The sequence below is a fragment of the Bacillus sp. FJAT-27986 genome, assembly GCF_001685035.1.
GTDB lineage: Bacteria > Bacillota > Bacilli > Bacillales > Pradoshiaceae > Pradoshia.
This window is the reverse complement of record NZ_MAYV01000014.1, coordinates 406,634-431,927: the sequence shown is the minus strand read 5'-3', so window position 1 is coordinate 431,927 and position 25,294 is coordinate 406,634. Positions and strand designations below refer to the sequence as shown.

The following is a 25,294-nucleotide window of genomic DNA, read 5'->3' as shown; positions in this document are numbered from 1 at the left end:
GTGCAAAAATGTAAGGAATAGTGAAATAACCAATAGATAATTGAAAGATGAGCGTCGTGGATGTTCATCTTTTTTGTCATGAGCTTGGAAAGAAGCGATATCTGTCTGAAGGCTAAGGATACTTACTAATGAATATGAGCAGAAAAGACCGCAGTAATCAGCTGAAATCAGTATAATAAACCAAATGATTAGAATAGATAGAGGAGAACGAATCAATATGAATATACTTTCGGTCGCTGATATACACGGTAACAGAAACATCTATAAACATATCATAGAAGTCATAAGAGAAAAAGATGTTGATGTGTTAATTCTCCCGGGTGACTTATATCCAAAACCATTTAGTGTCACTTTTGAGATGTTTAAAGCAATCCAGGAGGAATCTGCCCAAGAAATCTCGAGTCTTTTTAAACATTTGGATATTCCAATATATTATGTGTTAGGAAACGATGACTGGGTAGACTCGGAAATAAAGAGCGGCATAAATTTACACGGTAAAGTCGTTGAGAATATGGGTATTCACTTTACGGGCTTTGAATATATCAAGGAAACACCTTTTTTCACAAATCGAGAGCTTTCTGAGGATCAACTGAAAACAGCATTTCGTAAGCAAATAAACACCTTACAACTAAAAAGTAAAGAACCGTTGGTTATCGTGGCTCATACTCCGCTATTCGAGAAACAGGACAGAATAACAGGAGGGGAGCGAGTGGGAAGCCAGTCGTTACGCATGGAGATAGAGAACCTGAACCCCCTCATTTATTTAGGTGGTCATATTCATGAAGATTTTGGAGCGGACAAATTAGGTGACACCTATGTATTTAATTGCGCTTGCTCTCATGAAATAGATTTGTTAAGAGGTTATGTAATTAGAATAAAAGAAGGTCAAGTAACTTACGAAGATGTCATTCGGTAACATATAAACAAAGAGCGGACCGCTCTCTAGAAAACAATAGTCACAAAGATTTTGCTGCAGGACGTGGCGTTCTTAGTCCTTGGTCCTTAGTGCAGTCGTCTCAGCTTTTCGTGAGATCCAGCTTCGGCTCCTAGGCCCTCGAGTCATAAGTATATAGCCACTTCGGGGAAGGGACGTCCCCTGCGTGCCTCTTACTTATGCTTGTCGCTCCTGAACAGTCGCCTCAGCTTTTCGTATTAATTTCAATTTTTTGGGGATACTGGTGGAGAGTTGATTTACATCTTAGTGAGGTGGGTTAGATGAATGGACGGTACTTTTTCCTGGTGGCTTGTTTGTTTTGTTTAATAGTCATTCCAGGTATGAATGATCACGTAGGTGTTGCGGTTAGAAACGATGCCGGTCAGGATAGTCCGGTCCTTGGAATTGCTCCAATCCAGCGAACAGTCATTCTTCAGCGAGTATATTTGGATGGAGAGATGAGTGAAGAAAAAATCGAGGAAACGATTATTTCCATGGATGATTTTTGGAGAAAATATGATAAGTGGCTATTGGTGGACCAAAACGATCAGCAGCTTGTATTCCAAACGTATGTTGATGATATTTCTCCCTTATTAAAGGGAAATGGGTATTTTGGGATTAAATCTGATGGAACGATTACTATTTTTAACGGCAAGCCTGCCAGGGATCAAATCATTCAATCTTTCTATCAAATTGATTTAAAGAAGCTGGAATCCACTGAAAAATCTGAATTGCAGAATGGTGTTAGAATCGTAAATAAAGAAAGATATCTTAAGTTCTTGGAAGTTTATAAATCTTATTCAACACCGACGTCTAAAACGCTTCAATAATTTATAAAAGAGCTGATCGTTTGCCTGCGACAGCTCTTTTGGCTGTTTTCTTAAAAATCAAAAAATCAAACATTTGTGCTGGTAGTGTATAATGGTTAAATGTAGTATGGTACAATGGTTTACAGTCGAATTAGAGGAGAGGTAAACGTTGTACGATTTTATAAAAGGTCGGATAGACTATGTCTGTCCTGAATATATAGTAGTCGAGAATAACGGGATTGGTTATTTAATTCATGCGCCAAATCCATTTGTATTTTCCGGAACGAACGAGGAAAAGAAAATATACGTACATCACTATGTACGTGAAGACTTACAGGCACTGTACGGTTTTAGTTCAAGAGAAGAAAAGAAACTGTTTATAAAATTATTAAATGTCACAGGTATCGGGCCAAAAGGTGCGCTTGCTGTACTCGCGAGTGGAAGAGTCGATCAGGTTGTGGAAGCCATTGAATCTGAGGATGAGAAGTTTCTTGTTAAATTTCCGGGCATTGGAAAGAAAACCGCAAGACAAATGATCCTTGACCTAAAAGGGAAGCTTGAAGATGTTTCTCCAGATGCATTCCCTGATTTATTCCAAACAGCAGATGGAAAAGAATTGAGCTACTCCACCAAGAATATTGCATTGGAAGAAGCATTGCTTGCTTTGCAGGCACTTGGTTACTCCGAGAAAGAAGTTAAGAAATTGGTGCCGAAGCTTGAAAAAGAGGAGAAAACAACGGAAGAATATATAAAAGGTGCATTACAGCTTATGTTGAAATAGGAGGTGGACAACTTGGAAGAGCGAATCATGGACCTGCATGCACAAAATCAGGATGAGACGTTTGAATATAGTCTGAGACCCCATTCACTTGAACAATATATTGGGCAGGATAAAGTAAAAGAGAATTTACGTGTATTTATTGAAGCAGCCAAAATGAGAGAAGAGGCGCTTGACCATGTGCTGCTGTATGGCCCACCGGGACTTGGTAAAACGACATTGGCCACAATCATTGCGAATGAAATGGGAGTGGAAATTCGGACTACATCTGGACCTGCTATTGAACGCCCTGGCGATTTAGCTGCTATCTTAAGTTCTCTTCAGCCTGGTGAGGTTTTATTTATTGATGAAATCCATCGACTGCCAAAATCTGTTGAGGAGGTATTGTATCCAGCGATGGAGGATTTTTGCCTCGATATCGTAATCGGTAAAGGACCGGGAGCGCGTTCTGTTCGATTGGATTTGCCTCCTTTCACCCTTGTGGGAGCCACAACAAGAGCAGGTGCTTTATCAGCACCATTACGTGACCGTTTCGGTGTCATATCCAGGTTGGAGTATTATACTGAGTCACAGCTGCGGGAAATTGTGACACGTACAGCCCAGGTACTGGATACGGCTATTGAGGAATCAGCGGCGAGCGAAATTGCCCGCAGGTCCAGGGGCACGCCAAGGATTGCAAATAGATTGCTTAGAAGAGTGCGTGACTTTGCACAGGTACGTGGCGACGGAGATATTCAGTTTGGTTTAGCTGATTATGCTTTGGAATTAATGCAGGTTGATAAGGTTGGACTTGACCAGATTGATAGAAAGTTATTGCTTGGAATTATAGAGAAGTTTAAAGGCGGACCTGTAGGGCTGGATACGATTGCAGCTACAATTGGGGAAGAATCCGGAACGATAGAGGATGTGTATGAGCCCTATTTGATGCAGATTGGATTTATGCAGCGTACCCCTCGCGGCCGGATTGTGACTGAACATGTGTATCGCCATTTCAATTTGGAAGTGCCAAATTCATGAATCATTTACCAAAAACGATTATGATGATAGGTGTGGCCATTTTTGTGGTTGGTTTTTTAATGCAATTCATTAAAATTGGACGGCTTCCGGGTGATATTTTATTAAAAAAAGGAAATACTACATTTTATTTTCCTATTATGACGTCTATTATTGTCAGTATCTTATTATCAGTATTTTTTTATATCATCAGCCGTTTTAAATGAATTAAATGTTGTCGTCATAGATAGAGATGTAAATTCCGCCATTTGAGTGTGCTGCATGATTACTAGTTAAAGAAATGGAAGTGTCACCATGAAAGTAGATTTATTTGATTTTCATCTGCCTGAGGAATTAATTGCGCAAACTCCGCTTGAAAAACGCGAAGAAAGCAGATTGATGGTCCTTGATAAAGAGACAGGTGATGTGAATCATACGCAATTTAAGCATATTAAAGAATTCTTGAAACCTGGAGATTGCCTCGTTCTAAACGATACAAAGGTATTGCCGGCCAGGTTGCACGGCGAGAAGAAGGATACAGGTGCTCATATAGAGCTTCTTCTTTTGAAGCAAATTAAAGGGGACGTATGGGAAACGCTTGCCAAACCAGCGAAACGTATTCGCGTTGGAACAGAGGTTGTGTTTGGTGACGGCCAGCTTACAGCTGTTTGTGTAAAAGAGATGGAGCATGGCGGCAGGGAATTTGAATTTAAATATGACGGAATCTTTTATGAAGTATTAGAGGAACTTGGCGAAATGCCTTTGCCTCCGTATATTAAAGAGCGGTTATCGGACAAAGACCGCTATCAAACTGTATATGCACGGGAAGAAGGTTCAGCAGCTGCCCCTACAGCCGGACTGCATTTTACGGAAGAACTGCTTGCAGAGATTAAAGAAATGGGTGTACATTTAGCTTTTATCACGCTTCATGTTGGACTTGGAACCTTCCGACCTGTCTCATCCGATACAATTGAAGGGCATGATATGCATTCTGAGTTTTATCAAATGAATGCTGAAACAGCTCAGCTATTAAATCGGGTTAGAGCAGAGGGTGGTAATATATTCTCGGTGGGAACTACCTCCACACGTACTCTTGAAACGATTGCCCGCGATCACAATGGAAGCTTTGCTGAGGCAAGTGGATGGACTAATATTTTTATCTATCCTGGATTTGAATTTAAAGCTATTGATGGAATGATTACGAATTTCCATCTTCCTAAGTCCACGTTGATTATGTTGATTAGCGCTCTTGCTGGGCGTGAACATGTATTAAATGCATATAATACTGCCGTTCGTGAAAAATATAGATTTTTCAGCTTTGGCGATGCAATGTTTATTAAGTAAGATTTTTGAGAGGAGTATCACGATTGACAGCAATCCGTTATGAATTAATTAAAACATGTAAACAGACAGGAGCCCGACTGGGACGGGTTCATACACCTCATGGTACTTTTGAAACACCCGCGTTTATGCCTGTAGGAACTTTGGCTACAGTTAAAACGATGTCACCAGAAGAATTGAAACAAATGGGTGCCAATATTATATTAGGCAATACGTATCATTTGTGGCTGCGACCAGGTACAGAGGTCATTAAGGCTGCAGGCGGGTTACACAAATTTATGAACTGGGATCGTGCAATTTTAACTGATTCCGGCGGTTTCCAGGTTTTCAGTCTGAGTCAATTCAGAAAAATTGAAGAAGAGGGCGTGCATTTCCGTAACCATTTAAACGGTGATAAATTATTTTTATCTCCTGAAAAGGCTATGGAAATCCAAAATATTTTAGGTTCTGACATTATGATGGCATTTGATGAATGTCCTCCATATCCTGCAACGCATGAATATATGAAGAAATCCGTTGAGAGAACATCCAGATGGGCAGAGCGCTGTCTGAAGGCGCATGAAAGACCGAATGATCAAGGGCTATTTGGAATCGTACAGGGTGGAGAATATGAAGATCTCCGCCGTCAAAGTGCCAGTGATTTAGTATCTTTGGATTTTCCGGGATATGCTATTGGCGGATTAAGTGTAGGGGAGCCGAAGGATGTCATGAATCGTGCTCTTGAATTCACCACTCCGTTATTGCCGTCCAATAAACCACGTTATTTAATGGGTGTTGGTTCTCCGGACTCCCTAATTGATGGAGCAATCCGTGGTGTTGATATGTTTGACTGCGTATTGCCAACAAGAATTGCCCGTAACGGTACACTAATGACTTCTGAAGGTAGACTAGTAGTTAAGAACGCCAAATATTCTATGGACTTTGGCCCATTGGATCCGAATTGTGAATGTCATGTTTGTAAAACATATTCAAGAGCGTATATTCGCCACCTTATTAGATGTGACGAAACATTCGGAATTCGCTTAACCTCTTATCATAATCTATATTTTCTGCTAAACTTAATGGAGCAAGTTCGACAAGCCATCAGGGAAGACCGGCTTGGAGACTTTAGGGAAGAATTTTTTGAGAATTATGGGTTCAATAAACCAAATGCAAAAAACTTCTAACCATTCTTACTAATGTAATGAAAGGAGTGAAAATAATATGGTATTATCCCAATTTTTGCTACCGATTTTGCTGTTGGTGTTTTTCTACTTTATCTTAATCCGTCCTCAGCAAAAGAGACAAAAAGCAACTGAACAAATGCAAGCTGCCTTACAAAGAGGAGATAAAGTCGTGACGATCGGCGGTCTTCACGGAACTGTTGATTCTATTAATGAAGGTACAGTAATTATCAAGAGTCCAGACGGTTCTCGTCTAACATTTGATAGAAGATCTGTTTCTCAAGTAGTTGAGAAAAAAGAAAGTCCAGTAACAACAACGAAAGAAGATTAATATGAAAAAACCTAGCCGAATGGCTAGGTTTTTTTAGTTTCGTGATCCGCCGTTCATATTTACCCCCAGTACTCCACCCATCATAGCCGTGATAATAAAACAGCCATTATAGATTAGCTGCGTGGATGTAAATACGGTCTCAAGCCCCAGATATTGATAGAGGAAAACAATTAAAGTATAGATTAGGCCTGTACTGCCTCCGAGCAGCCATCCTTGTTTTTTCCCCTTTCCACCGGATATAAATCCCCCAATAAACAAAGTTAAAAAAGAGAGAGCCATGATGATATACGTTAGAGAAGATTCAGAAATGCTGGTGAATCTAAGTAGCAAAGAAAATAATAAGCTGAACAAAGCAGCCATAATAAAGATGGTTACAACTCCGTACAAAATGGCAGAACCTATGTTTTTTGTTTCGATTATGGTCAACCTCCTTATCTTCTATTGGATCTCTATAAATAATTTATTCTGTTTATTTTTATTTAGAATGTATTTTTGTACAACCAGTCAATCAAATGACTATTTTTTTCTATTTAACAGCAAACTAACAGATGTATTTGATTGGAGGGAATATAGGTTGCTTGAATATTTGGAAATTATAGGGCGTACTAGCCTTTTATATGTTATTATTTTGTTGGTTTTTCGGATCATGGGGAAACGGGAAATAGGAGAGCTAAGTCTTCTAGATTTAGTCGTTTTTATGATGATGGCGGATATAGCTGTTATAGCTATTGAAAATCCTGATGATAGTATGTGGAAAGCGATTTTGCCGATAGCAGTCATATCCATTATTCAAATTATACTTGCCTTTATATCACTTAAAGTGCCATTCATCCGCAAACTGATTGATGGAAAGCCATCTATTATTATACATAATGGAAAAATTGACAAAAATGCAATGAGAATGCTGCGTTATAATTTTGATGATTTGCTTATACAGTTACGCGATGAAGAAGTAGAAAAAATGAGTGATGTTGAATTTGCCATTTTTGAGCCTTCCGGGAAATTATCGATTTACAAGAAAAAATCAATTAAAAAAAATAAACAGCCAGGTCCAATCTTTGCTCTCATTCAAGATGGAGTGATACAAAAGCAAAATCTTAGAGAGATTGGAAAATCAGAGAGCTGGCTAATTCAGGAATTAGCTAAAAAAGGTTATACAGACGTAAAACAAATTCTGTTTTGCAGTTTAGAAGATGACGACCTATATATTAATAACAGTGAGTAGTTCATTGTTATGGAAATAATGCAATCTTGGATAATAGAGGGCCAATAATAGGAACTCTCCTGATTTCCTTTTTTCGTATTAAGCCTGTCAATAAACAACCGATTGCGAAAACAATTACGATAACGGCTATCGAAATAATCAAACGCTGAATCATAGGTATTCCGATTAACCATTGTTCATAGAGCATGTGTCCGATTAATCCGGAGATGGACATGACGACAAGAGCCATGATGTATTCATGCAAGTAAATGGTTAAGTGGATTTTCTTCATAACAGTAGCGAAATGTAAAAGAGTAACAAGCACAGTAGATACACAGATGGCAATAGCAGCTCCCATAATCCCGATATTCGGCTGTGTTACGAGTGTGAGGATTAAGATGATTTTTGTTATTGATCCAATTAGACTGTTAAACATAGCCGCTCTGGCCATATTAAGAGCCTGCAACGTAGCCTGAAGAGGACCTTGAAAAAAGAAGAGCAGAAAAAAGGGTGCCATAAATCGTACATATATGCTGGCATGGTCATTATGATACATGACCTGCATGACTGGTTCAGCAAGTACATATAGAGTGACCACGGCTAGGGAGCCACTTAAAAAAGCAAATCGGAGCGACTGCTGCAGCCGGTGAATCACTTGTTTGATATTTCCTTTATAATAGGCTTCACTGACAGCAGGGACTAATGATGTACCCAGTGAATGGGTGATAAAGGAAGGAAGCATAAGTAATGGTACGGCATACCCTGCCAGTTCACCATATTGTGCAGTAGCGACGCCAGTCGCAACCCCTGCTGCCAAAAGACTCCTTGCCACAACAATCGGTTCAAAAAACCAAGTAATAGATCCGATCATCCTGCTTCCTGTAGTAGGAATGGCAATGGATAAAAGCTCCTTTAATGTATCTTTACCAGATGAAACATAGTTGAAAAATTGTTTTCTCATTCTGAAACTCTTTTTAAATTTAAACATCAACATTAAATATAGCAAAGAGGCAATTTCTCCAATGACTGAGGCTACCATGGCACCGGCAGCTGCATATTCAATTCCATAGGGCAAAAAGGCTTTCGTCAATGCGGCTATCATTGAAATACGTACAATTTGTTCAATAATATTTGAAATCGCATAGGGCTTCATATTTTGTTTCCCTTGAAAGTATCCGCGCAAGACAGCTGAAACAGCCGTTATTGGTACAATTGGTGCAATCGCCAATAAAGGCAGTAAAGTTCTGGAGTCTGTGAATACATGAGTTGATAAGTATGGAGCAAACATAAATAGTAATGGGGTGAAAATTAGAGAAAGACTTCCGGTCACACATAAGGACACAACCAGTATTTTCTTTGTTTTATGATGATCCCCTTTTGCTGCTGCCTCTGCCACAAATTTTGAGATTGCAATGGGCATTCCAAGCTGAACGATTGCAATCACTAGATATAATGATGGCAATGCCATCATATATAGACCGACGCCCTCTTCACCGATAAAGCGGGCAATCACAATTCGATTAATAAATCCTAAGATCTTCGTAATGAATCCTGCAATCAATAAGATAACAGTTCCCCTTATAAACTTGGACATTCAATTCCCCTCCTTCTCAAACAAGCAGCAATCATATACAATTATCTATATGCATGCAAATGGACTAACCATGACAAGCTTCACAGAAAAAGTGAATATCTATGAAAAATGAGGGTTGGAGGACGATTAAATTGGACAGACAGCATCCGTATGAGAAATTTCGTTCAGAAATGTTACCAGCTTTAAAAAGTAAACAAGAAGAATTTCAATTGTTAGGTTATCCGGAGGTTCAGGGAAACGATATTTGGATGTATTTAACGAATAAAAAATGGAAGAAACCTAATCCTGAAATAAGGGCATATGAAATTTTTCAAGATATTATGAGTGTCAAAGTGGCACATTATATGAATTATGCGACAATAGAGGCATTAAAAGAAGGTGAGGCTATGAAGAAAAATATGGCTTCAGGGCTTGAAGAATTCAAAGATTTATTTTCATGATTTTATAGAAATATAAGCGGTATATATCCATGCATTAATTTCCAATTCATATGAAATCAAATTGACACTTTGTATTCTATCTTTCATAATAAGAACGGTAAAATCAAATTTTAAAAGATTGAAACAACTGGAATAAAACATAGGAACCGAGTAAATCGGATAATCACGTTTTATTAAAGTAGCGTCCTTCCATGCTGCTTCAATCGGGATATTATGATTAGGGGGCTATTTACATAATGGTTAAGAGAAGTAGAATCCTGGCTTTCTTCCTTATTGTAATCGTATTAGGAGTTACCTTTGTTGGTACAACATCTAATATCATGCAAAACATTAAGCTGGGCCTTGATTTACAGGGCGGGTTTGAAGTTCTTTATAAAGTGGAGCCAGCAAAAGATGGACAAAAAATTGATGAAAAAGCAATGGCGGCTACTGCCAGCGCATTGGACCGAAGAATTAATGTTCTCGGTGTCAGTGAACCGAGCATTCAAGTTGAAGGCAATAATCGGATCCGTGTACAGCTAGCAGGCGTAGATGATCAGGAGAAAGCAAGGGAACTTTTATCAACGCAAGCCAATCTAACTTTCCGTGATGTGAACGATAAAGTAAGAATGGATGGCGGGGATTTAAAAGAAGGAGGAGCCAGCCAATCTTTTGATAGCCAAACCAATCAACCTATTGTACAGGTCCAATTAAAAGATGCAGATAAATTTGGACAAGTTACAAGGGATATTTTAGCCATGGCGCCAGAGAATCAACTAGCTATTTGGCTGGATTTTGAAGAAGGAAAAGATTCCTATAAAGAAGAAATCACAAAAGAAGATCCTAAATTTATTTCAGCACCAAACGTGAATCAAGTGATCAATTCAGATACAGCCGTTATTTCAGGTGACTTTACTGTAGAAGAGGCTAAAGACCTCGCTGAAATTTTAAATGCAGGTGCCCTGCCGGTTAAACTGAATGAGATCTATTCAACATCTGTAGGTGCTAAATTCGGTGAAGAAGCATTAAATAAAACGCTATTAGCTGGAATTGTTGGGATCCTGGCTATCTTTATCTTTATGGTTGCTTATTACCGATTCCCAGGCGCGATTGCAGTTGTCTCATTGTCTGCCTATATTTATTTAATCATTCTCGTATTTGATTGGATGAATGCTGTTCTTACATTGCCAGGTATAGCAGCCCTCATACTTGGGGTGGGGATGGCGGTCGATGCGAACATTATTACAAATGAACGGATCCGGGACGAAATTCGTAAAGGACGTTCCATTAAGGCAGCCTATAAAGAGGGGAATAAGCACTCCTTGTCTACAATAATGGATGCCAATATTACCACTTTACTTGCAGCAGCTGTTCTGTTTTATTTTGGAACCAGTTCAGTCAAAGGCTTTGCGACCAGTTTGATTGTCAGTATATTAGTCAGCTTTATAACGGCTGTGTATGGTACAAGATTGATTATGTCCTTATGGGTGAACAGTAACTTCCTTAACAATCGCCCAGGCTGGTTTGGGGTTAAGAAAAGCGACATTCATGATTTAAACGAATTTAAAAAGGATAAATATTTACCTACGAAGTTTGATAAATGGGATTTCATTAAGCCTGCAAAGAAATTCTTTATCTTTTCTATTATATTAACCATAATTGGAGTAGGATCCTTATTTGTAAATGGTTTAAATACAGGTATCGATTTTTCCAGTGGGTCCAGAATTCAAATCAATGCTGATAAAGAACTATCAGTAGATGAAATCCAAAAAGATCTTACTGAAAACGAAATTGATTCGCAAGATATCGTTATGGCAGGTGAGGGTAACAAGTCGGCTGTTGTGCGGACGAAAGATGTCTTTTCAAAAGATGAAATTGCAGAGCTAAACAATTACTTTGATTCCAAGTATGGGCATAATCCGAATATAAGTACGGTATCCCCGACAATAGGTAAGGAGTTAGCCAAAAATGCGCTGATTGCGGTAGCGATTGCTTCAATTGGTATTGTTATTTATGCGACCCTACGCTTTGAGTGGAGAATGGCTCTACCTTCTATATTGGCGCTCCTGCACGATGCGTTTATGATAATAACGATATTTAGTATTTTTAGAATCGAAGTGGATTTAACCTTTATAGCCGCTGTATTAACCATCATTGGGTATTCGATCAATGATACAATCGTTACGTTTGACCGTATTCGTGAGAATATGCAAATGAAAAAACGCATTAAGACTCAGGAAGAAATTAATGAGATTATCAATATCAGTGTTCGCCAAACAATGGTCAGGTCTATCAATACTGTTCTAACTGTGTTAGTTACTGTGTTGGCGATGATGTTCCTTGGAAGCGAATCAATCTTTAATTTTAACCTTGCTCTATTAATCGGTTTGGTAACTGGTATGTATTCTTCTATTCTGCTTGCAGCCCCTATTTATGGAATCCTAAAAGGCAAAGAGCTGAAGAAGAAAGGTGTTATCAAAACATATAAAGAAAAGCGCGTAAACAACGATCAACCACAAGTTTAATGATGTTTCATACAAAACAGCCCGGTTCTTTTTCTTGAGAAGCGGGCTGTTTTTATGGTAGCTTACACCAGTTCACAAAAAGACTTTATGTGTTATAACTGATTATTTTGTGTGCTTTTTTTGTTGTGTATGCAAGATCTAGTAAAGGTAAACAATAGACTAACAAACATGGAGTACGTTTTTTCTTTGTAAGATAAGGGGATTAAGACTATATACATGATTTATTAAAATTTTTCATAATACTTTATAAAGGAGTAGGAATATGAAAAAACTTCAGTGGTACGTGATTCTTGGGATAGTATTTGCTCTTATCGTTGCTATTTTTGCTGTTGTTAATGTGGATAAGGTGGATGTTAATTATGTATTTGGAACGGCTCATTGGCCCTTGATTTTGGTTATTTTAGGATCTGTTGCCATGGGTGGAATCATTGTTGGTTCTGTAATGGCAGTCCGTATTATCTCTCTGACTAAGCAGATAAAAGAACTAACAAATGAACGGATCGCTTATAATGAATTGGCTGACAATGATCTTAACACTCACCCAAAATCATAAATATTTAGAATCACTCATTGAACCTTTGATAGATATTTTTTATAATAGATAGGTCAGGGGTGACAATATGTTACAATCAAAAACACGTTGGCTTTTAAAAAAAGCTGATGAAACCATTATAAATCTATTCATGCAAGAACTTGAACAGCCTCGTATTGTGGCTACATTATTGGTCAACAGAGGAATAAAGACCGTAGAAGAAGCGCGGTCTTTTTTGTATGCAGCCCAGCAGGATTTCTATGATCCGTTTTTACTATCAGGTATGGAAGAAGCTGTGAGACGGATTGTGAAAGCTGTAAAAAACAACGAAAAGATTACTATATTCGGAGACTATGATGCCGATGGGGTCAGCAGTACGACCATCTTAATGCTCACGCTTAAAATAATGGGAGCAGAACATGTGTCATGGTATATTCCAAATCGCTTTACAGAAGGCTATGGCCCAAATGAAGAGGCTTTTCGATTCATAAAAGAACAGGGAACTACGTTACTTATCACAGTAGACTGTGGCATTTCGGCCATTCATGAGGCTCAAGTGGCGAAAGAATTGGGAATGGATTATATTGTGACGGACCATCATGAACCGGGTCCTGAGTTACCGCAGGCATTAGCTATCCTTCATCCCAAAAAGCCGGGTGAAACTTATCCGTTTTCAGAGTTGGCAGGTGCAGGTGTGGCAATGAAATTGGCCCATGCTTTACTTGGTGAGTTGCCTGATGAGTTGATTGGCATTGCTGCAATTGGAACAGTAGCTGACTTGGTTCCTCTTCATGATGAAAATAGATTAATTGCGATTAAAGGGATTCAGGCATTAAAGAAATCAACGAGACCGGGAATCCTTGCCCTTTGTCAAAAAGCAGGTATTCAGCGCGATTCCTTAAATGAGGATTCCATTGGATTTGGATTGGCACCGAGAATAAATGCTGTAGGAAGATTGGAATCGGCAGATCCAGCTGTAGAGCTTTTACTTACAGAAAGTCAGGAAGAAGCTGATTCGATAGCCGACGAAATAGATTTATTGAATAAAGAGCGGCAATCAATCGTAAAAGAAATGACCCAGGAAGCGATTGAGGAAGTGGAGAATAACTATCCACCTGAAACCAATCCGGTCCTAATTATTGCCCGTGAAGGATGGAATACTGGTGTAGTAGGGATTGTAGCCAGTAAGCTTGTAGAAAAGTATTATCGTCCGACGATCGTATTAAGTATTGATCGTGAGAAAGGAACAGCAAAGGGATCTGCACGCAGTATTCCAGGATTTGATCTTTTTCAAAACTTATCTTTAAACAGAGAACTGCTGCCTCATTTTGGGGGCCATCCTATGGCTGCTGGTATGACATTGAAAATAGAAGATGTTGAGGAATTGAGACAACGATTGATCAATCAGGCTAATGAAATTCTAACAGAAGAAGATTTCCAGCCTGTTACTGAGATAGATAGCTTAGTTGCGATTGATGAAATTTCATTAACGCTTATTCAGCAAATGTCCCAGCTTGCACCGTACGGGATGCAAAACCCAAAACCGAGGATTTTGATTGAGGATGCCTCAATAACAACTTCCAGGAAAATTGGGGCAGATAAAACTCATCTTAAACTTCAGCTCGAACAAAATAACGCTGGGTTAGATAGCATTGGGTTTGGATTAGGAGAGTTCCTTGATCATTTATCTCCGCAGGCCAAGGTATCTGTAATTGGGGAATTGGCGATAAATGAATGGAATAATATAAAAAAGCCCCAATTGTTTTTACAGGATCTTTCTGTACCAGGGTGGCAGTTATTTGATTGTCGCAGCGATAAGGGGAAAATACATGTTCAGACAGTGCCGTCTCCACGCAAAATCATCTTATTTCAGGAAGAGAGTAGGGTGTGGCTGACGGAATTTACTAAAGAGAATGATCAAATTATCCATATTACCTCTTTAGAAGCAGCTCAACAGGAAACTTTAGACGGCTATCATGTAGTTTTAGCAGATTTACCTTCACAAAAAGATATATTTGAAGCACTTTTTATTGGAAAATTGCCTAAAAGAGTGTATGTTTACTTTCGTACCACTCAAAATGATTATTTCTCAGCGTTTCCAACAAGAGACCAATTTAAATGGTATTATGCCTTGTTGGCAAAAAAAGGACCTATTTCATATAAAGAACTGCGTTCCATGCTGAATATTCATAAAGGCTGGTCAAAAGAAAATATTGATTTTATGACAAAGGTGTTTTTTGAGCTCGAGTTTGTTACAATAAATAACGGACTCATTGATTTGGTAAGGACCAGTATGAAACGGGATCTCCAAGAATCTAAAACCTATCAAGAAAGACAAGCAAGAATGGCGTTGGAACAAGAGCTTCTATACGCTTCATTCAATCAGCTTTATGAATACCTTGGCAAGTTGATTCGATCCCACATGGAAAACAAGGAGGAAACTGAGCAATGGATTTAAAACAATATATAGCGATCGTAGAAGATTGGCCTAAGCCAGGGATTAAATTTAAAGATATTACCCCACTTATGGATAACGGGAAGGCATATAAATATGCAACAGATCAAATTGTAAAGTTTGCTAAAGAGAAAGAAATTGATATTATTGTAGGACCGGAAGCACGTGGATTCATTATCGGCTGCCCTGTAGCTTATGCAATGGAAGTTGGCTTTGCGCCAGTGCGTAAAGAAGGCAAGCTGCCTAGAGAAACCTTTAAAGTTGAATACGGTTTGGAATACGGTAAAGATGTGTTAACCATTCATAAAGATGCAATCAAACCAGGTCAGAGAGTATTGATTACTGATGACCTATTGGCTACAGGCGGAACAATGGAAGCGACTATTAAATTGGTTGAAGAGCTTGGCGGAGTTGTAGCAGGATTAGCTTTTTTAGTTGAGTTAACGTACCTTGAGGGCAGGAAAAAACTTGCCGGCTATGATATACTCACATTAATGGAATATTAAGCATATAGTAATGGCGTTCTAATTATTAGAGCGCTTTTTATATTATCAAATTGCGAATAATAGCGAAACAACAGATAAAATCTTGTTCGTTACTTTACAAGAAAACTTTTTTTGATGATAATAGAAACAATCCTCTTTTTAACGATTAACCTATATGGTTTAACATAGATAACGATAAGCAAAAAACGTGGAAATACGGAGTAAAAGGTGATTTCATGGCAAATGAGCAAATTTATACCGCTGAGCAGGTCTTTGATAAAGCAAGAAACTATATGAATGATAAAGATGTGGCATTCTTAGAAAAAGCGTATGAATTCGCCAAAGAAGCTCACAAGGAGCAATATCGTAAATCCGGTGAGCCGTATATTATCCATCCAATTCAAGTTGCTGCCATCCTGGCGGGCTTAGAGATGGATACATTTACAGTAGCGGGCGGATTTTTGCATGACGTTGTAGAAGATACTTCCGTAACACTGGAAGACATTAAGGAAACCTTTAACGAAGAAGTAGCCCTTTTGGTTGACGGTGTAACAAAGCTGGGAAAAATTAAATATAAGTCAAAGGAAGAGCAGCAAGCTGAGAATCACCGTAAAATGTTTATCGCAATGGCTAAGGATATTCGTGTAATCATGATTAAATTAGCTGACAGGCTGCATAATATGCGTACTCTGAAGCATTTACCTGTTGAAAAACAGCGTAGGATTGCGAATGAAACGCTCGAAATATTTGCACCGCTTGCGCATAGACTCGGTATTTCAACGATTAAATGGGAACTTGAAGATACAGCTCTCCGCTATTTAAATCCTCAGCAATATTATCGAATTGTAAATTTGATGAAAAAGAAGAGGGCGGAGCGAGAAGAGTATCTATCAGATGTCACCGACCGAATGAAGGAAAAGCTGAAGGAAGTTTCTATTCAGGCTGATATATTTGGACGACCAAAGCATATATACAGTATCTATCGGAAAATGGCTCTTCAAAATAAACAGTTTGAAGAGATTTATGATTTAACGGCAGTCCGTATTATTGTAAATAGTATTAAAGATTGCTATGCAGTTCTTGGTATCATTCATACATGCTGGAAGCCAATGCCTGGTCGTTTCAAGGATTATATAGCTATGCCGAAAGCAAATATGTATCAATCTCTTCATACGACCATTATTGGTCCAAAGGGTGAACCTTTGGAAGTACAGATTCGTACGACAGAAATGCACCGAACAGCTGAATTCGGGATTGCGGCACACTGGGCTTATAAAGAAGGCAAAGATCTAACATCGACACAACGAATGGATAAAAAGCTGGATTGGTTCAGAGAGATTGTTGAATTCCAGGATGCCTCTACCAATGCAGAGGAATTTATGGAATCTCTCAAACTGGATTTATTTGCGGATATGGTATTTGTTTTTTCACCAAAAGGTGATGTGTATGAGCTGCCAAAAGGATCTGTACCGATTGATTTTGCCTACCGCGTCCACTCAGAAATCGGCAATAAAACGATTGGCGCTAAAGTAAACGGCAAAATGGTTACGCTTGATTATGTGCTGAAAACCGGCGATATTATTGAAATATTAACATCTAAACATTCCTATGGCCCAAGTCAGGATTGGCTGAAGCTGGCAAAAACTTCACAAGCGCGAAATAAAATACGACAATTCTTTAAAAAGCAACGCAGAGAAGAAAATATAGAAAAAGGCAAAGAATTAGTTGATAAAGAAGTCAAGGCAATGGAATATGATGTGAAAGAAGTTTGTACTACTGAGAACCTGAGGAAAGTCGCTGAAAAATTCAATTTTGCCAATGAAGATGATATGTATGCAGCAGTGGGCTACAACGGAATAACAGCTGCTCAAATTGCGACAAGGTTAACAGATAAGCTTCGTAAAAAGAGAGAAAAAGATCAGGAAGTAAGCTTGCTTGATGCAGTCTCTGAGTTGCGTATGATTCCGAAAACGAAGAAGAAGGATTCCGGGGTCCGTGTAAAAGGGATTGACAATATGTTAATCAGATTATCACGCTGCTGTAATCCTGTTCCTGGTGATGAAATAGTTGGGTACATTACAAAAGGACGCGGTGTTTCGGTCCATCGGGCAGACTGTGTCAATGTATTGGATGAAGAAAGTAAAGAACGGATTATCCCGGTAGAATGGGAAAGCAGTCAGAGCGTTCGAAAAGAATACAATGTTGATATCGAAATAAATGGATTTGACCGGAACGGCTTGTTAAATGAAGTGCTTCAAGCTGTTAGTGAAACGAAGACCAATATCACGGCTGTATCAGGTCGTACAGACAGGAACAAAAGTGCGACAATTACCATGTCTATATCAATTTATAATGTAAGTCATTTGCATAAAGTAGTTGAACGGATTAAGCAAATTTCCGATATTTATTCTGTCAGAAGAATTATGAGTTAGGGGTAAAAAAATGAAAGTGGTATTGCAACGTTCAAAGGCAGCATCAGTGCGTGTCGATGGTGAAACAATCGGCGCCATTACCTCCGGGTTTGTGTTATTAGTTGGAATTACTCATGAGGATACGGAAGAGGATTGCCGTTACCTTGCTGATAAAATCGTTCATCTGCGCATATTTGAAGACGAGAATATGAAGATGAACCATTCCTTGCTTGATGTGGGCGGTGAAATTTTATCGATTTCCCAATTTACCTTATATGGTGATTGCCGCAAGGGAAGGCGCCCAAACTTTATGGCAGCAGCCAAGCCCGATGAAGCTGAAAAATTGTATGATATGTTTAATGAAATGCTGAGAGAAAAAGGGTTGAAAGTGGAAACAGGCAGATTCGGGGCGATGATGGATGTCGAGCTCATTAACGACGGACCTGTGACGCTTATTCTCGAAAGCAAAAACTAAAAGTTAAGCAGCGCAGTAGCTTTCTTTAAAACCGTACACCTCCATATATCTGAGTTATTTCAGACATATGGAGGTGTTTTTTTTTGTAAATCAATAATTAGTGATCTAGCTGAATTTATATTTCAGGATTGAAATCAGCTAAACTGAGCGATTTAGCCGATACAGAGAAAAACAGGCCGAACTGAGCGATAATCCAGCCAAACACACCAATAATTCAACCAGCCAATACCTCTAAGTAATTTACATTCTCCACCCAAAGAATTATCCATAAAAACTCCCTTTATGCTATCAATTAAAAGCATAAAGGGAGGATCCAAGTTATTAAGAATAAATCTGTTGATCTTTACAACGTGTTTCATAAATCATAGCTTTTCGGGACGCTAAATTTCTAAATCAGAAAAGTAGGCAGCTAATCCATTTGCAAGACCATCTGTGATGGTCTCCTGATAGTATTCTGTTTGGATAAGAGCTTCCTCAGCAGGATTATTTATATAGCCTAATTCCAATAAAACAGCCGGTCGAAGATTTTCTCGTAAAACGTGCAGGTTGTCCTGCTTTACTCCCTGGTCATTTAACGGTGTCTCGTTTTGCAATAAATATTTTTGAATAGTTAAGGCTAGTTGCTTTTGATAGGAATGATAATAATATGTTTTAATACCACTTTTATCTCCATTCTGATTACTATCATAATGGAAACTGATAAAGGCATCGGCTCTATTCATATTTGCAAGATTGGCCCTTGCATGTAACGCTACATACCGATCGCTGGAACGAGTCATGACCACGTTCGCTCCGGCTGTTCGTAACTTCTCGTATGCCAGTTTAACGGTCTGAAGCGTTAGACTTTTTTCTAAAGTGCCAGCTGGTCCGGATGCTCCGCCGTCAGTGCCTCCATGTCCGGCATCAAGGATAATCGTTTTCCCCATTAATGACTCATTCCTTTGAAGACTTGAATTCCGTTCACTCTCTGATTTTGTATACCAACTTGGGATCCATCCTTCTTTTTTAGATGGAAGTTCAATTTTAAGCATGTTTCTAATTTTTTTGAGAACGGTATATTCCTCATCTTTTTTTATTGTTCCAATGATTGAAGCATCTGGCTTATCTGATGCTTGTACATTTAGTACGGAAGCTGTTATACGGATTTTCTTTAAGGATTTTTGTAATTGATGTTGATGTATGTAGTTGCTGTGGATCCAGCCTATATGGTCCTCATAGGTGAAAGAAATCCAGCTATCCTGTTTCTCTATTATGTGAATTACTGTTCCGATAGGAAGATTGCCGAGTACCTTAAACTCTGTGCCTGGGCCTTTTCGAACACGTAGACCGTCTGCAGTAACAATACCGGAATCGGAGGTAAGATCCGCTTCTTTATAGCCTGTAACGAGCCAGCTGGCTACCCATCCTGTTTTTTTGTCACTGAGCTTTAGTTTAATCCAATCTTCATCTATTTCCAGGACATCATAAACACTCCCCGCCTGGATTTCATCGATGATGGATGCCTTTATATTTGCCTCCTCCCGGACATAAATAGATGGCTCATTAACCACAATTTTATCGATCGTTGCATGTGCGGTTGGTATAGAATTTTTCATCGGCGCAAGCAGTAGGGTTACACATAGAAAAACCAAAATTTTTTTTAGCAAGATAATAATCGCTCCTTCTTTAAAAATCAGGGCCAGGCGTTTGTTAAAGAAAAAATATTTTTTATGAAAGATACTTTACACAGTCGGGAATACTGATTAAGACAATCTGTAGTTTAAATAAATAAGGGGTGTTCATGATATGAGATACAGTGAAAAGGGATTAATCACACAAAATGCCGGTAAACAAATATTCGGAGTGGATTTTCATGATTTTTTGGTTAAAGAACAGAATAATTCCATGGTGGAGCTTGCTTCGGAATTTGGCCTGTCCGTCAGAGACGTGAAACAACTAAAAAAGAAACTTGGACGTTCTTAAGGGTTGACAACTAGGAAGTTACTTCGTAATATTAATTAAATAAAAATACATATTATATTCCAATGATGGTGAAGAGTAATATAGATCACACATGATCAGAGAAGAAGTGTCTTAGGCTGCAAACACTTCTGCATGTGCCCATATGAACGAACACACCGTAGGTTTCGCCCTGAAAAAACGTTAGTTTCTAGTAGGGGATGAACGTTAAACAGGCGTTAACTGTAAAAGTGGGAGCTTTTTATGCTCCAACTAGGGTGGCACCGCGGGTAACAACTCCCGTCCCTTGCATATGCATGGGACTGGGAGTTGTTTTTATTTTACCTAAAATTACCAAGCCATGCCAATTGGAAATGGTTATAGATTGCATTTTAAGGAGGAATTTTGATATGGCCGTTCAAATACCAAGGGGAACCCAGGATATCCTTCCTGGTCAATCAGAAAAGTGGCAGTATATCGAAAACGTAGCAAAAGAAATTTGCTCAGTGTATCAGTATCAAGAAATACGTACACCAATTTTTGAAAGTACCGAGTTATTTGAAAAAGGTGTGGGAGATACAACAGACATTGTACAAAAAGAAATGTATACATTTACGGATAAGGGAAACCGCAGTTTAACTTTGCGTCCGGAAGGTACGGCAGCGGTAGTTCGTTCCTTTGTGGGAAATAAAATGTATGGGAATGCTATTCAACCTGTTAAGTTGTTCTATATTGGGCCTATGTTCCGATACGAGCGTCCACAGGCAGGGCGTTTCAGACAATTTGTACAGTTTGGTGTGGAAGCTTTAGGGAGTTCCGATCCGGCAATTGATGCAGAAGTAATTTCATTAGCCATGAATATATATAAAAAGTTAGGGTTAAAGAATCTGAAGCTAGTGATCAACAGTCTTGGAGACAAGGAAAGCCGTGCAAAACACAGAGAAGCTTTGATTGCGCACTTTAAGCCCCGGATTGAGGAATTCTGTCCAAATTGTAAAAATCGCTTAGAACGTAACCCATTACGAATACTAGATTGCAAAGAGGACCGTAATCATGAATTAATGTCTGGCGCACCGTCCATTATCGATTACTTAAATGAAGAGTCTACCGAGTATTTTAACAAAGTAAAAGCGTACTTGGATGCGATCGGAATTGCTTATGTTGTGGATCCAGGCTTGGTTCGCGGACTTGATTATTACAATCATACAGCTTTTGAAATCATGCTCGATTCTGAAGGATTTGGGGCAATTACTACTCTTTGTGGAGGCGGCCGTTATAACGGACTTGTTCAAGAGGTGGGCGGTCCTGAAACCCCTGGGATTGGATTTGCTTTAAGTATTGAAAGATTGCTATCTGCACTTGAAGTCGAAAATATTGAGCTTCCGATTGAAAAAAGTGTAGATTGTTTTATTGTTTCACTTGGCGACGAAGCAAAGGATTACTCTGTGAAACTGGTAGATGAGTTGCGCAGCAACGGAATTTCAGCTGAAAAGGATTATTCCGATCGCAAAGCAAAAGGCCAATTTAAGGCGGCGGATCGTGTAAATGCCAAATTCGTGGCTGTACTTGGAGAAGATGAGCTGAAAGAAAATAAAATTTCTTTAAAAGATATGCAAACCGGTGAGCAACAGCAAGTGGGGCTCGCTGAGTTAGTAACAGAATTAAAAACTAAACTGGGAAGATAATAGGAGGAATTACAGTGTACGGAAGAACATATTTTTGCGGAGAAGTACCGGTAACAGCAATCGGAGAAGAAATCACTGTCAAAGGGTGGGTCCAAAAAAGACGTGACCTTGGCGGGTTAATTTTTATCGATTTAAGAGACCGTACAGGCATTGTCCAAGTTGTATTTAACCCAGATTTATCACCTGAAGCCCTAGGTCTAGCTGAAAAAATCAGAAGTGAATATGTATTAAGCGTACGGGGAAAAGTGGTAGCGCGTGAAGAGGGAACGATAAACAAAAACCTTAAAACAGGTAGTATTGAAGTTCAGGCAGAAGAGGTAATCATTATCAATGAATCCAAAACACCTCCATTTGCGATTACAGATAACGAAGAAGTATCTGAGGACCTTCGTTTATCTTACCGATATTTAGATCTTCGTCGTCCGGTTATGTTCGAAACGTTTAAAATGAGACATAAAGCGACTAAAGCAATCCGTGACTTCTTAGACGGAGAAGGCTTCCTTGATATTGAAACACCTATTTTAACTAAGAGCACTCCAGAAGGCGCGCGTGATTACTTAGTACCAAGCCGTGTGCATGAAGGTGAATTTTATGCATTGCCGCAATCGCCTCAAATCTTCAAGCAATTATTGATGGTTTCTGGAATTGAACGCTATTATCAAGTGGCACGTTGTTTCCGTGATGAGGACTTACGTGCAGACCGTCAGCCTGAGTTTACACAAATCGATATTGAAACTAGCTTTATGAGCCAAGAGGATATTCAGGATTTGACTGAACGCATGATGGCTAAAGTGATGAAGGAAGTCAAAGGAATCGAGCTTTCTTTACCACTACCGAGAATGACGTATGATGAAGCGATGAGCCGATATGGTATTGATAAACCTGATACTCGTTTTGCGATGGAATTAATTGACATTAGCAATATCGTTAAAGATTCAGGCTTTAAAGTCTTCACAGGTGCAGTGGAATCCGGCGGACAGGTTAAGGCATTGAATGTAAAAGGTGCTGCTTCTAATTACTCCAGAAAAGATATTGATGCATTGGGTGAATTTGCTGCCCGCTACGGTGCAAAAGGGCTTGCATGGATGAAGATGGAGGAAGAAGGTCTAAAAGGACCAATCGCAAAATTCTTCCAGGATGAAGACGGAAAAGGTTTAATCGAGGTTACTGGTGCTGAAGCTGGAGACTTGCTGCTCTTTGTTGCTGATAAGAAATCCGTAGTCGCAGACGCATTGGGTAATTTACGAAATAAATTAGGAAAAGAATTAAACCTAATTGATGAAAGTAAATTTAATTTCTTATGGGTAACTGACTGGCCGCTTCTTGAATATAAAGAAGAAGATGGAAGATATTATGCAGCTCATCACCCATTCACAATGCCTGTTAGAGAACAAATTTCTTTGCTTGACGAAAACCCTGGTGAAGTAAAAGCAATTGCTTACGACCTTGTGTTAAATGGTTATGAATTGGGTGGAGGAAGCTTACGTATCTTTGAACGTGCTATTCAGGAAAAAATGTTTGAGGTCCTCGGATTCACACCAGAAGAGGCTAACGAGCAATTTGGTTTCTTAATGGAAGCCTTTGAATATGGTACTCCACCACATGGTGGAATTGCCTTGGGATTGGATCGTTTAGTCATGTTACTTTCCGGCCGTTCAAACTTACGTGATACGATTGCATTTCCTAAGACTGCAAGCGCGAGCTGCCTGTTGACAGATGCACCGAGTGAAGTATCTGAAAGCCAGCTTAAAGAGCTTAGTCTAAAGGTCTCAAAAATGGAATCGGGCTTGAAAAAGTAACCTGCTTTTGATATGATTAAATCAATTAATAGACGTCCTGAAGTGTACGTTATGCATCCTTTTTGTTTTGACCGAACATTTCTTTTAACGGGAGTCCGGAGTTTACCGCTTGCGCAAATGCCTTTTTCGTGAAGGACTTGCAACAAAGTGGAACAGGACACCCACCTGCCGAGGGCGGGCCAAAGCACTAGGCATCAAACGGCACAATTTGGGGCGTCTATACTTATGAAGAATTGTTATAACTCATTGCAGCTGCTGCAATGAGTTTTTTATTTTTATCGATGAAAAATATATCCTTTCATTCCTAGTAGGAAAGTATGGTATCATAAATCGAAACGACGGAACAGCTAATGAAGAAAAGGTACATAATTTTAGAACGATACAATACTGCAGTGGCTGTTAATCAATGGTTTATCTCAATTGTCTAAGCGAAAGAATAGCAAGTAAAGGGATTGGTAGATAATCGTGGCCTGCTGCTGAATCAGCTGAAACTGTATTTTACATCGATAAATGCTTTCGTTTAAAATACAATCAAAGAGTTAAGCGCGTATAGATGAACAGAAATGTTTAGGAAAATAAAAATAGGTAATTACATTTACTAACAAAATGAAATTGGAGTGGAGCTATTCATGTTGCATCAATTCTCACGTAATGAATTGGCTGTCGGGAAAGATGGCTTGGAAATATTAAAAAATACAACTGTGGCGATTCTAGGTATTGGCGGAGTGGGTTCTTTTGCCGTGGAAGCTTTAGCGCGATCCGGGGTGGGCACGTTAATCTTGGTAGATAAGGACGATATAGATATAACAAATGTGAATAGACAAATTCATGCGTTATTATCCACTGTTGGAGAGCAAAAAGTAGATGCTATGAAAAAGCGTATTTTTGACATCAATCCAGATTGCGAAGTAATTGCTTTAAAAATGTTCTATACAGAGGAAACATATCAGGATTTCTTCGCCTATAAACCGGATTATGTAATCGATGCCTCCGATACGATTATTTACAAAATTCACTTGATGAAAGAATGTTTGATAAGGAATATTCCTATCATCTCAAGCATGGGCGCAGCCAATAAGATGGATCCAACCCGCTTTCAAATCGCGGATATATCTAAAACACATACAGATCCATTAGCTAAAGTGATCCGTACAAAATTAAAGAAAGAAGGCATTCGAAAAGGGATTCCAGTCATTTTCTCCGATGAGAGCCCAATTGTGCCTTTTGATGAAGTGACAAAAGTGGTGGGCAACCAGGATGCAGATATTCGTAAGGCTAAATTCCCGCCTTCATCTAATGCGTTTGTACCATCTACGGCAGGATTGATTGCAGCAAGCTGGGTAGTAAGAGAAGCATTGAAGGAAATTAAAATCAAACGAGTGAATGATTAACGTTATGGGTGAATTGTTACCTGCATGTAAAA

General features: G+C 39.0%; 23 protein-coding genes, 1 other RNA gene and 1 other annotated feature. Of the genes, 21 read left to right on the top strand and 3 right to left on the bottom strand.

The annotated features are described in order from the left end of the window. The first annotated feature begins 217 nt into the window (after window positions 1-217). The 8 genes from A8L44_RS10780 (at window position 218) to yajC (ending at window position 6,349) form a co-directional block, all read left to right on the top strand. Window positions 218-916, top strand: a complete 699-nt coding sequence (locus A8L44_RS10780) for a metallophosphoesterase family protein (protein ID WP_066105491.1) — start codon at window positions 218-220, stop codon at window positions 914-916. 299 nt (window positions 917-1,215) lie between these two features. Continuing rightward, window positions 1,216-1,764, top strand: a complete 549-nt coding sequence (locus A8L44_RS10775; RefSeq protein WP_066105486.1) for an intercompartmental signaling factor BofC — start codon at window positions 1,216-1,218, stop codon at window positions 1,762-1,764. 148 nt (window positions 1,765-1,912) lie between these two features. Beyond that, window positions 1,913-2,524: a Holliday junction branch migration protein RuvA gene (ruvA, locus tag A8L44_RS10770; protein ID WP_066105483.1), complete on the top strand. Its 612-nt coding sequence runs from the start codon at window positions 1,913-1,915 to the stop codon at window positions 2,522-2,524. A 27-nt stretch (window positions 2,525-2,551) separates the two neighbouring features. Continuing rightward, window positions 2,552-3,538, top strand: a complete 987-nt coding sequence (gene ruvB / locus A8L44_RS10765) for a Holliday junction branch migration DNA helicase RuvB (protein WP_373925499.1) — start codon at window positions 2,552-2,554, stop codon at window positions 3,536-3,538. Further along, window positions 3,535-3,741 (top strand): DUF2905 domain-containing protein, encoded by a 207-nt coding sequence (locus A8L44_RS10760; RefSeq protein ID WP_066105478.1) that lies wholly within the window; start codon window positions 3,535-3,537, stop codon window positions 3,739-3,741. Before ruvB ends, A8L44_RS10760 begins: the two co-directional genes overlap by 4 nt. Before the next feature lie 88 nt (window positions 3,742-3,829). Beyond that, on the top strand, window positions 3,830-4,858 hold the full coding sequence (gene queA, locus A8L44_RS10755; protein ID WP_066105476.1) for a tRNA preQ1(34) S-adenosylmethionine ribosyltransferase-isomerase QueA: 1,029 nt from the start codon (window positions 3,830-3,832) through the stop codon (window positions 4,856-4,858). A gap of 23 nt (window positions 4,859-4,881) precedes the next feature. Continuing rightward, window positions 4,882-6,021, top strand: coding sequence for a tRNA guanosine(34) transglycosylase Tgt (gene tgt / locus A8L44_RS10750; protein ID WP_066105471.1), 1,140 nt, complete (start codon window positions 4,882-4,884; stop codon window positions 6,019-6,021). A gap of 37 nt (window positions 6,022-6,058) precedes the next feature. Further along, on the top strand, window positions 6,059-6,349 hold the full coding sequence (gene yajC / locus A8L44_RS10745) for a preprotein translocase subunit YajC (protein ID WP_066105468.1): 291 nt from the start codon (window positions 6,059-6,061) through the stop codon (window positions 6,347-6,349). A gap of 33 nt (window positions 6,350-6,382) precedes the next feature. Here the strand turns inward: yajC and A8L44_RS10740 are convergent, their stop codons facing one another. Then, window positions 6,383-6,775, bottom strand: a complete 393-nt coding sequence (locus A8L44_RS10740) for a TIGR04086 family membrane protein (RefSeq protein WP_306821561.1) — start codon at window positions 6,773-6,775, stop codon at window positions 6,383-6,385. Between the two features lie 148 nt (window positions 6,776-6,923). Between A8L44_RS10740 and A8L44_RS10735 the strand changes: the two genes are divergently transcribed. Next, window positions 6,924-7,574 (top strand): DUF421 domain-containing protein, encoded by a 651-nt coding sequence (locus A8L44_RS10735; RefSeq protein ID WP_066105465.1) that lies wholly within the window; start codon window positions 6,924-6,926, stop codon window positions 7,572-7,574. Window positions 7,575-7,581: 7 nt separating this feature from the next. Here the strand turns inward: A8L44_RS10735 and spoVB are convergent, their stop codons facing one another. Further along, window positions 7,582-9,147 (bottom strand): stage V sporulation protein B, encoded by a 1,566-nt coding sequence (gene spoVB / locus A8L44_RS10730; protein WP_066105462.1) that lies wholly within the window; start codon window positions 9,145-9,147, stop codon window positions 7,582-7,584. A 131-nt stretch (window positions 9,148-9,278) separates the two neighbouring features. On the opposite strand from spoVB, the gene A8L44_RS10725 reads away from it, so the two are divergent. From A8L44_RS10725 to dtd, 7 genes are all read left to right on the top strand, one after another. After that, window positions 9,279-9,587 carry a post-transcriptional regulator gene (locus A8L44_RS10725; protein ID WP_139063839.1) on the top strand — a complete coding sequence of 103 codons (309 nt, stop codon included), beginning with the start codon at window positions 9,279-9,281 and terminating at the stop codon, window positions 9,585-9,587. Window positions 9,588-9,823: 236 nt separating this feature from the next. Next, a complete protein-coding gene (secDF, locus tag A8L44_RS10720; RefSeq protein ID WP_066105457.1) occupies window positions 9,824-12,091 on the top strand; it encodes a protein translocase subunit SecDF in 2,268 nt (755 codons plus the stop codon). A 262-nt stretch (window positions 12,092-12,353) separates the two neighbouring features. Then, window positions 12,354-12,644, top strand: coding sequence for a LapA family protein (locus A8L44_RS10715; RefSeq protein WP_066105454.1), 291 nt, complete (start codon window positions 12,354-12,356; stop codon window positions 12,642-12,644). A 67-nt stretch (window positions 12,645-12,711) separates the two neighbouring features. Further along, window positions 12,712-15,081, top strand: a complete 2,370-nt coding sequence (gene recJ, locus A8L44_RS10710; RefSeq protein WP_066105451.1) for a single-stranded-DNA-specific exonuclease RecJ — start codon at window positions 12,712-12,714, stop codon at window positions 15,079-15,081. Further along, window positions 15,072-15,584 (top strand): adenine phosphoribosyltransferase, encoded by a 513-nt coding sequence (locus tag A8L44_RS10705; protein ID WP_066105448.1) that lies wholly within the window; start codon window positions 15,072-15,074, stop codon window positions 15,582-15,584. Before recJ ends, A8L44_RS10705 begins: the two co-directional genes overlap by 10 nt. A gap of 215 nt (window positions 15,585-15,799) precedes the next feature. Next, window positions 15,800-17,995, top strand: a complete 2,196-nt coding sequence (locus tag A8L44_RS10700; RefSeq protein ID WP_066105445.1) for a RelA/SpoT family protein — start codon at window positions 15,800-15,802, stop codon at window positions 17,993-17,995. A gap of 10 nt (window positions 17,996-18,005) precedes the next feature. After that, window positions 18,006-18,449, top strand: coding sequence for a D-aminoacyl-tRNA deacylase (gene dtd / locus A8L44_RS10695; protein WP_066105443.1), 444 nt, complete (start codon window positions 18,006-18,008; stop codon window positions 18,447-18,449). Window positions 18,450-18,829: 380 nt separating this feature from the next. Here the strand turns inward: dtd and A8L44_RS10690 are convergent, their stop codons facing one another. Beyond that, window positions 18,830-20,095 (bottom strand): N-acetylmuramoyl-L-alanine amidase, encoded by a 1,266-nt coding sequence (locus A8L44_RS10690; protein ID WP_066105440.1) that lies wholly within the window; start codon window positions 20,093-20,095, stop codon window positions 18,830-18,832. A gap of 139 nt (window positions 20,096-20,234) precedes the next feature. On the opposite strand from A8L44_RS10690, the gene A8L44_RS18965 reads away from it, so the two are divergent. The 5 genes from A8L44_RS18965 to A8L44_RS10670 all read left to right on the top strand — a co-directional run bounded on the left by A8L44_RS18965 (window position 20,235) and on the right by A8L44_RS10670 (window position 25,262). Then, window positions 20,235-20,411, top strand: a complete 177-nt coding sequence (locus tag A8L44_RS18965; RefSeq protein ID WP_175354278.1) for a hypothetical protein — start codon at window positions 20,235-20,237, stop codon at window positions 20,409-20,411. A 53-nt stretch (window positions 20,412-20,464) separates the two neighbouring features. After that, window positions 20,465-20,698: a binding site (T-box leader), on the top strand. Between the two features lie 99 nt (window positions 20,699-20,797). Continuing rightward, entirely contained in the window at window positions 20,798-22,072 is a 1,275-nt protein-coding gene (gene hisS, locus A8L44_RS10685; RefSeq protein ID WP_066105436.1) for a histidine--tRNA ligase, read from the top strand. A 14-nt stretch (window positions 22,073-22,086) separates the two neighbouring features. Further along, window positions 22,087-23,871: an aspartate--tRNA ligase gene (gene aspS / locus A8L44_RS10680; protein ID WP_066105434.1), complete on the top strand. Its 1,785-nt coding sequence runs from the start codon at window positions 22,087-22,089 to the stop codon at window positions 23,869-23,871. 31 nt (window positions 23,872-23,902) lie between these two features. Next, window positions 23,903-24,090: non-coding RNA, 6S RNA (gene ssrS / locus A8L44_RS10675), on the top strand. Between the two features lie 410 nt (window positions 24,091-24,500). Beyond that, window positions 24,501-25,262: a tRNA threonylcarbamoyladenosine dehydratase gene (locus tag A8L44_RS10670; RefSeq protein ID WP_066105431.1), complete on the top strand. Its 762-nt coding sequence runs from the start codon at window positions 24,501-24,503 to the stop codon at window positions 25,260-25,262. The last annotated feature ends 32 nt before the right edge of the window (window positions 25,263-25,294 follow it).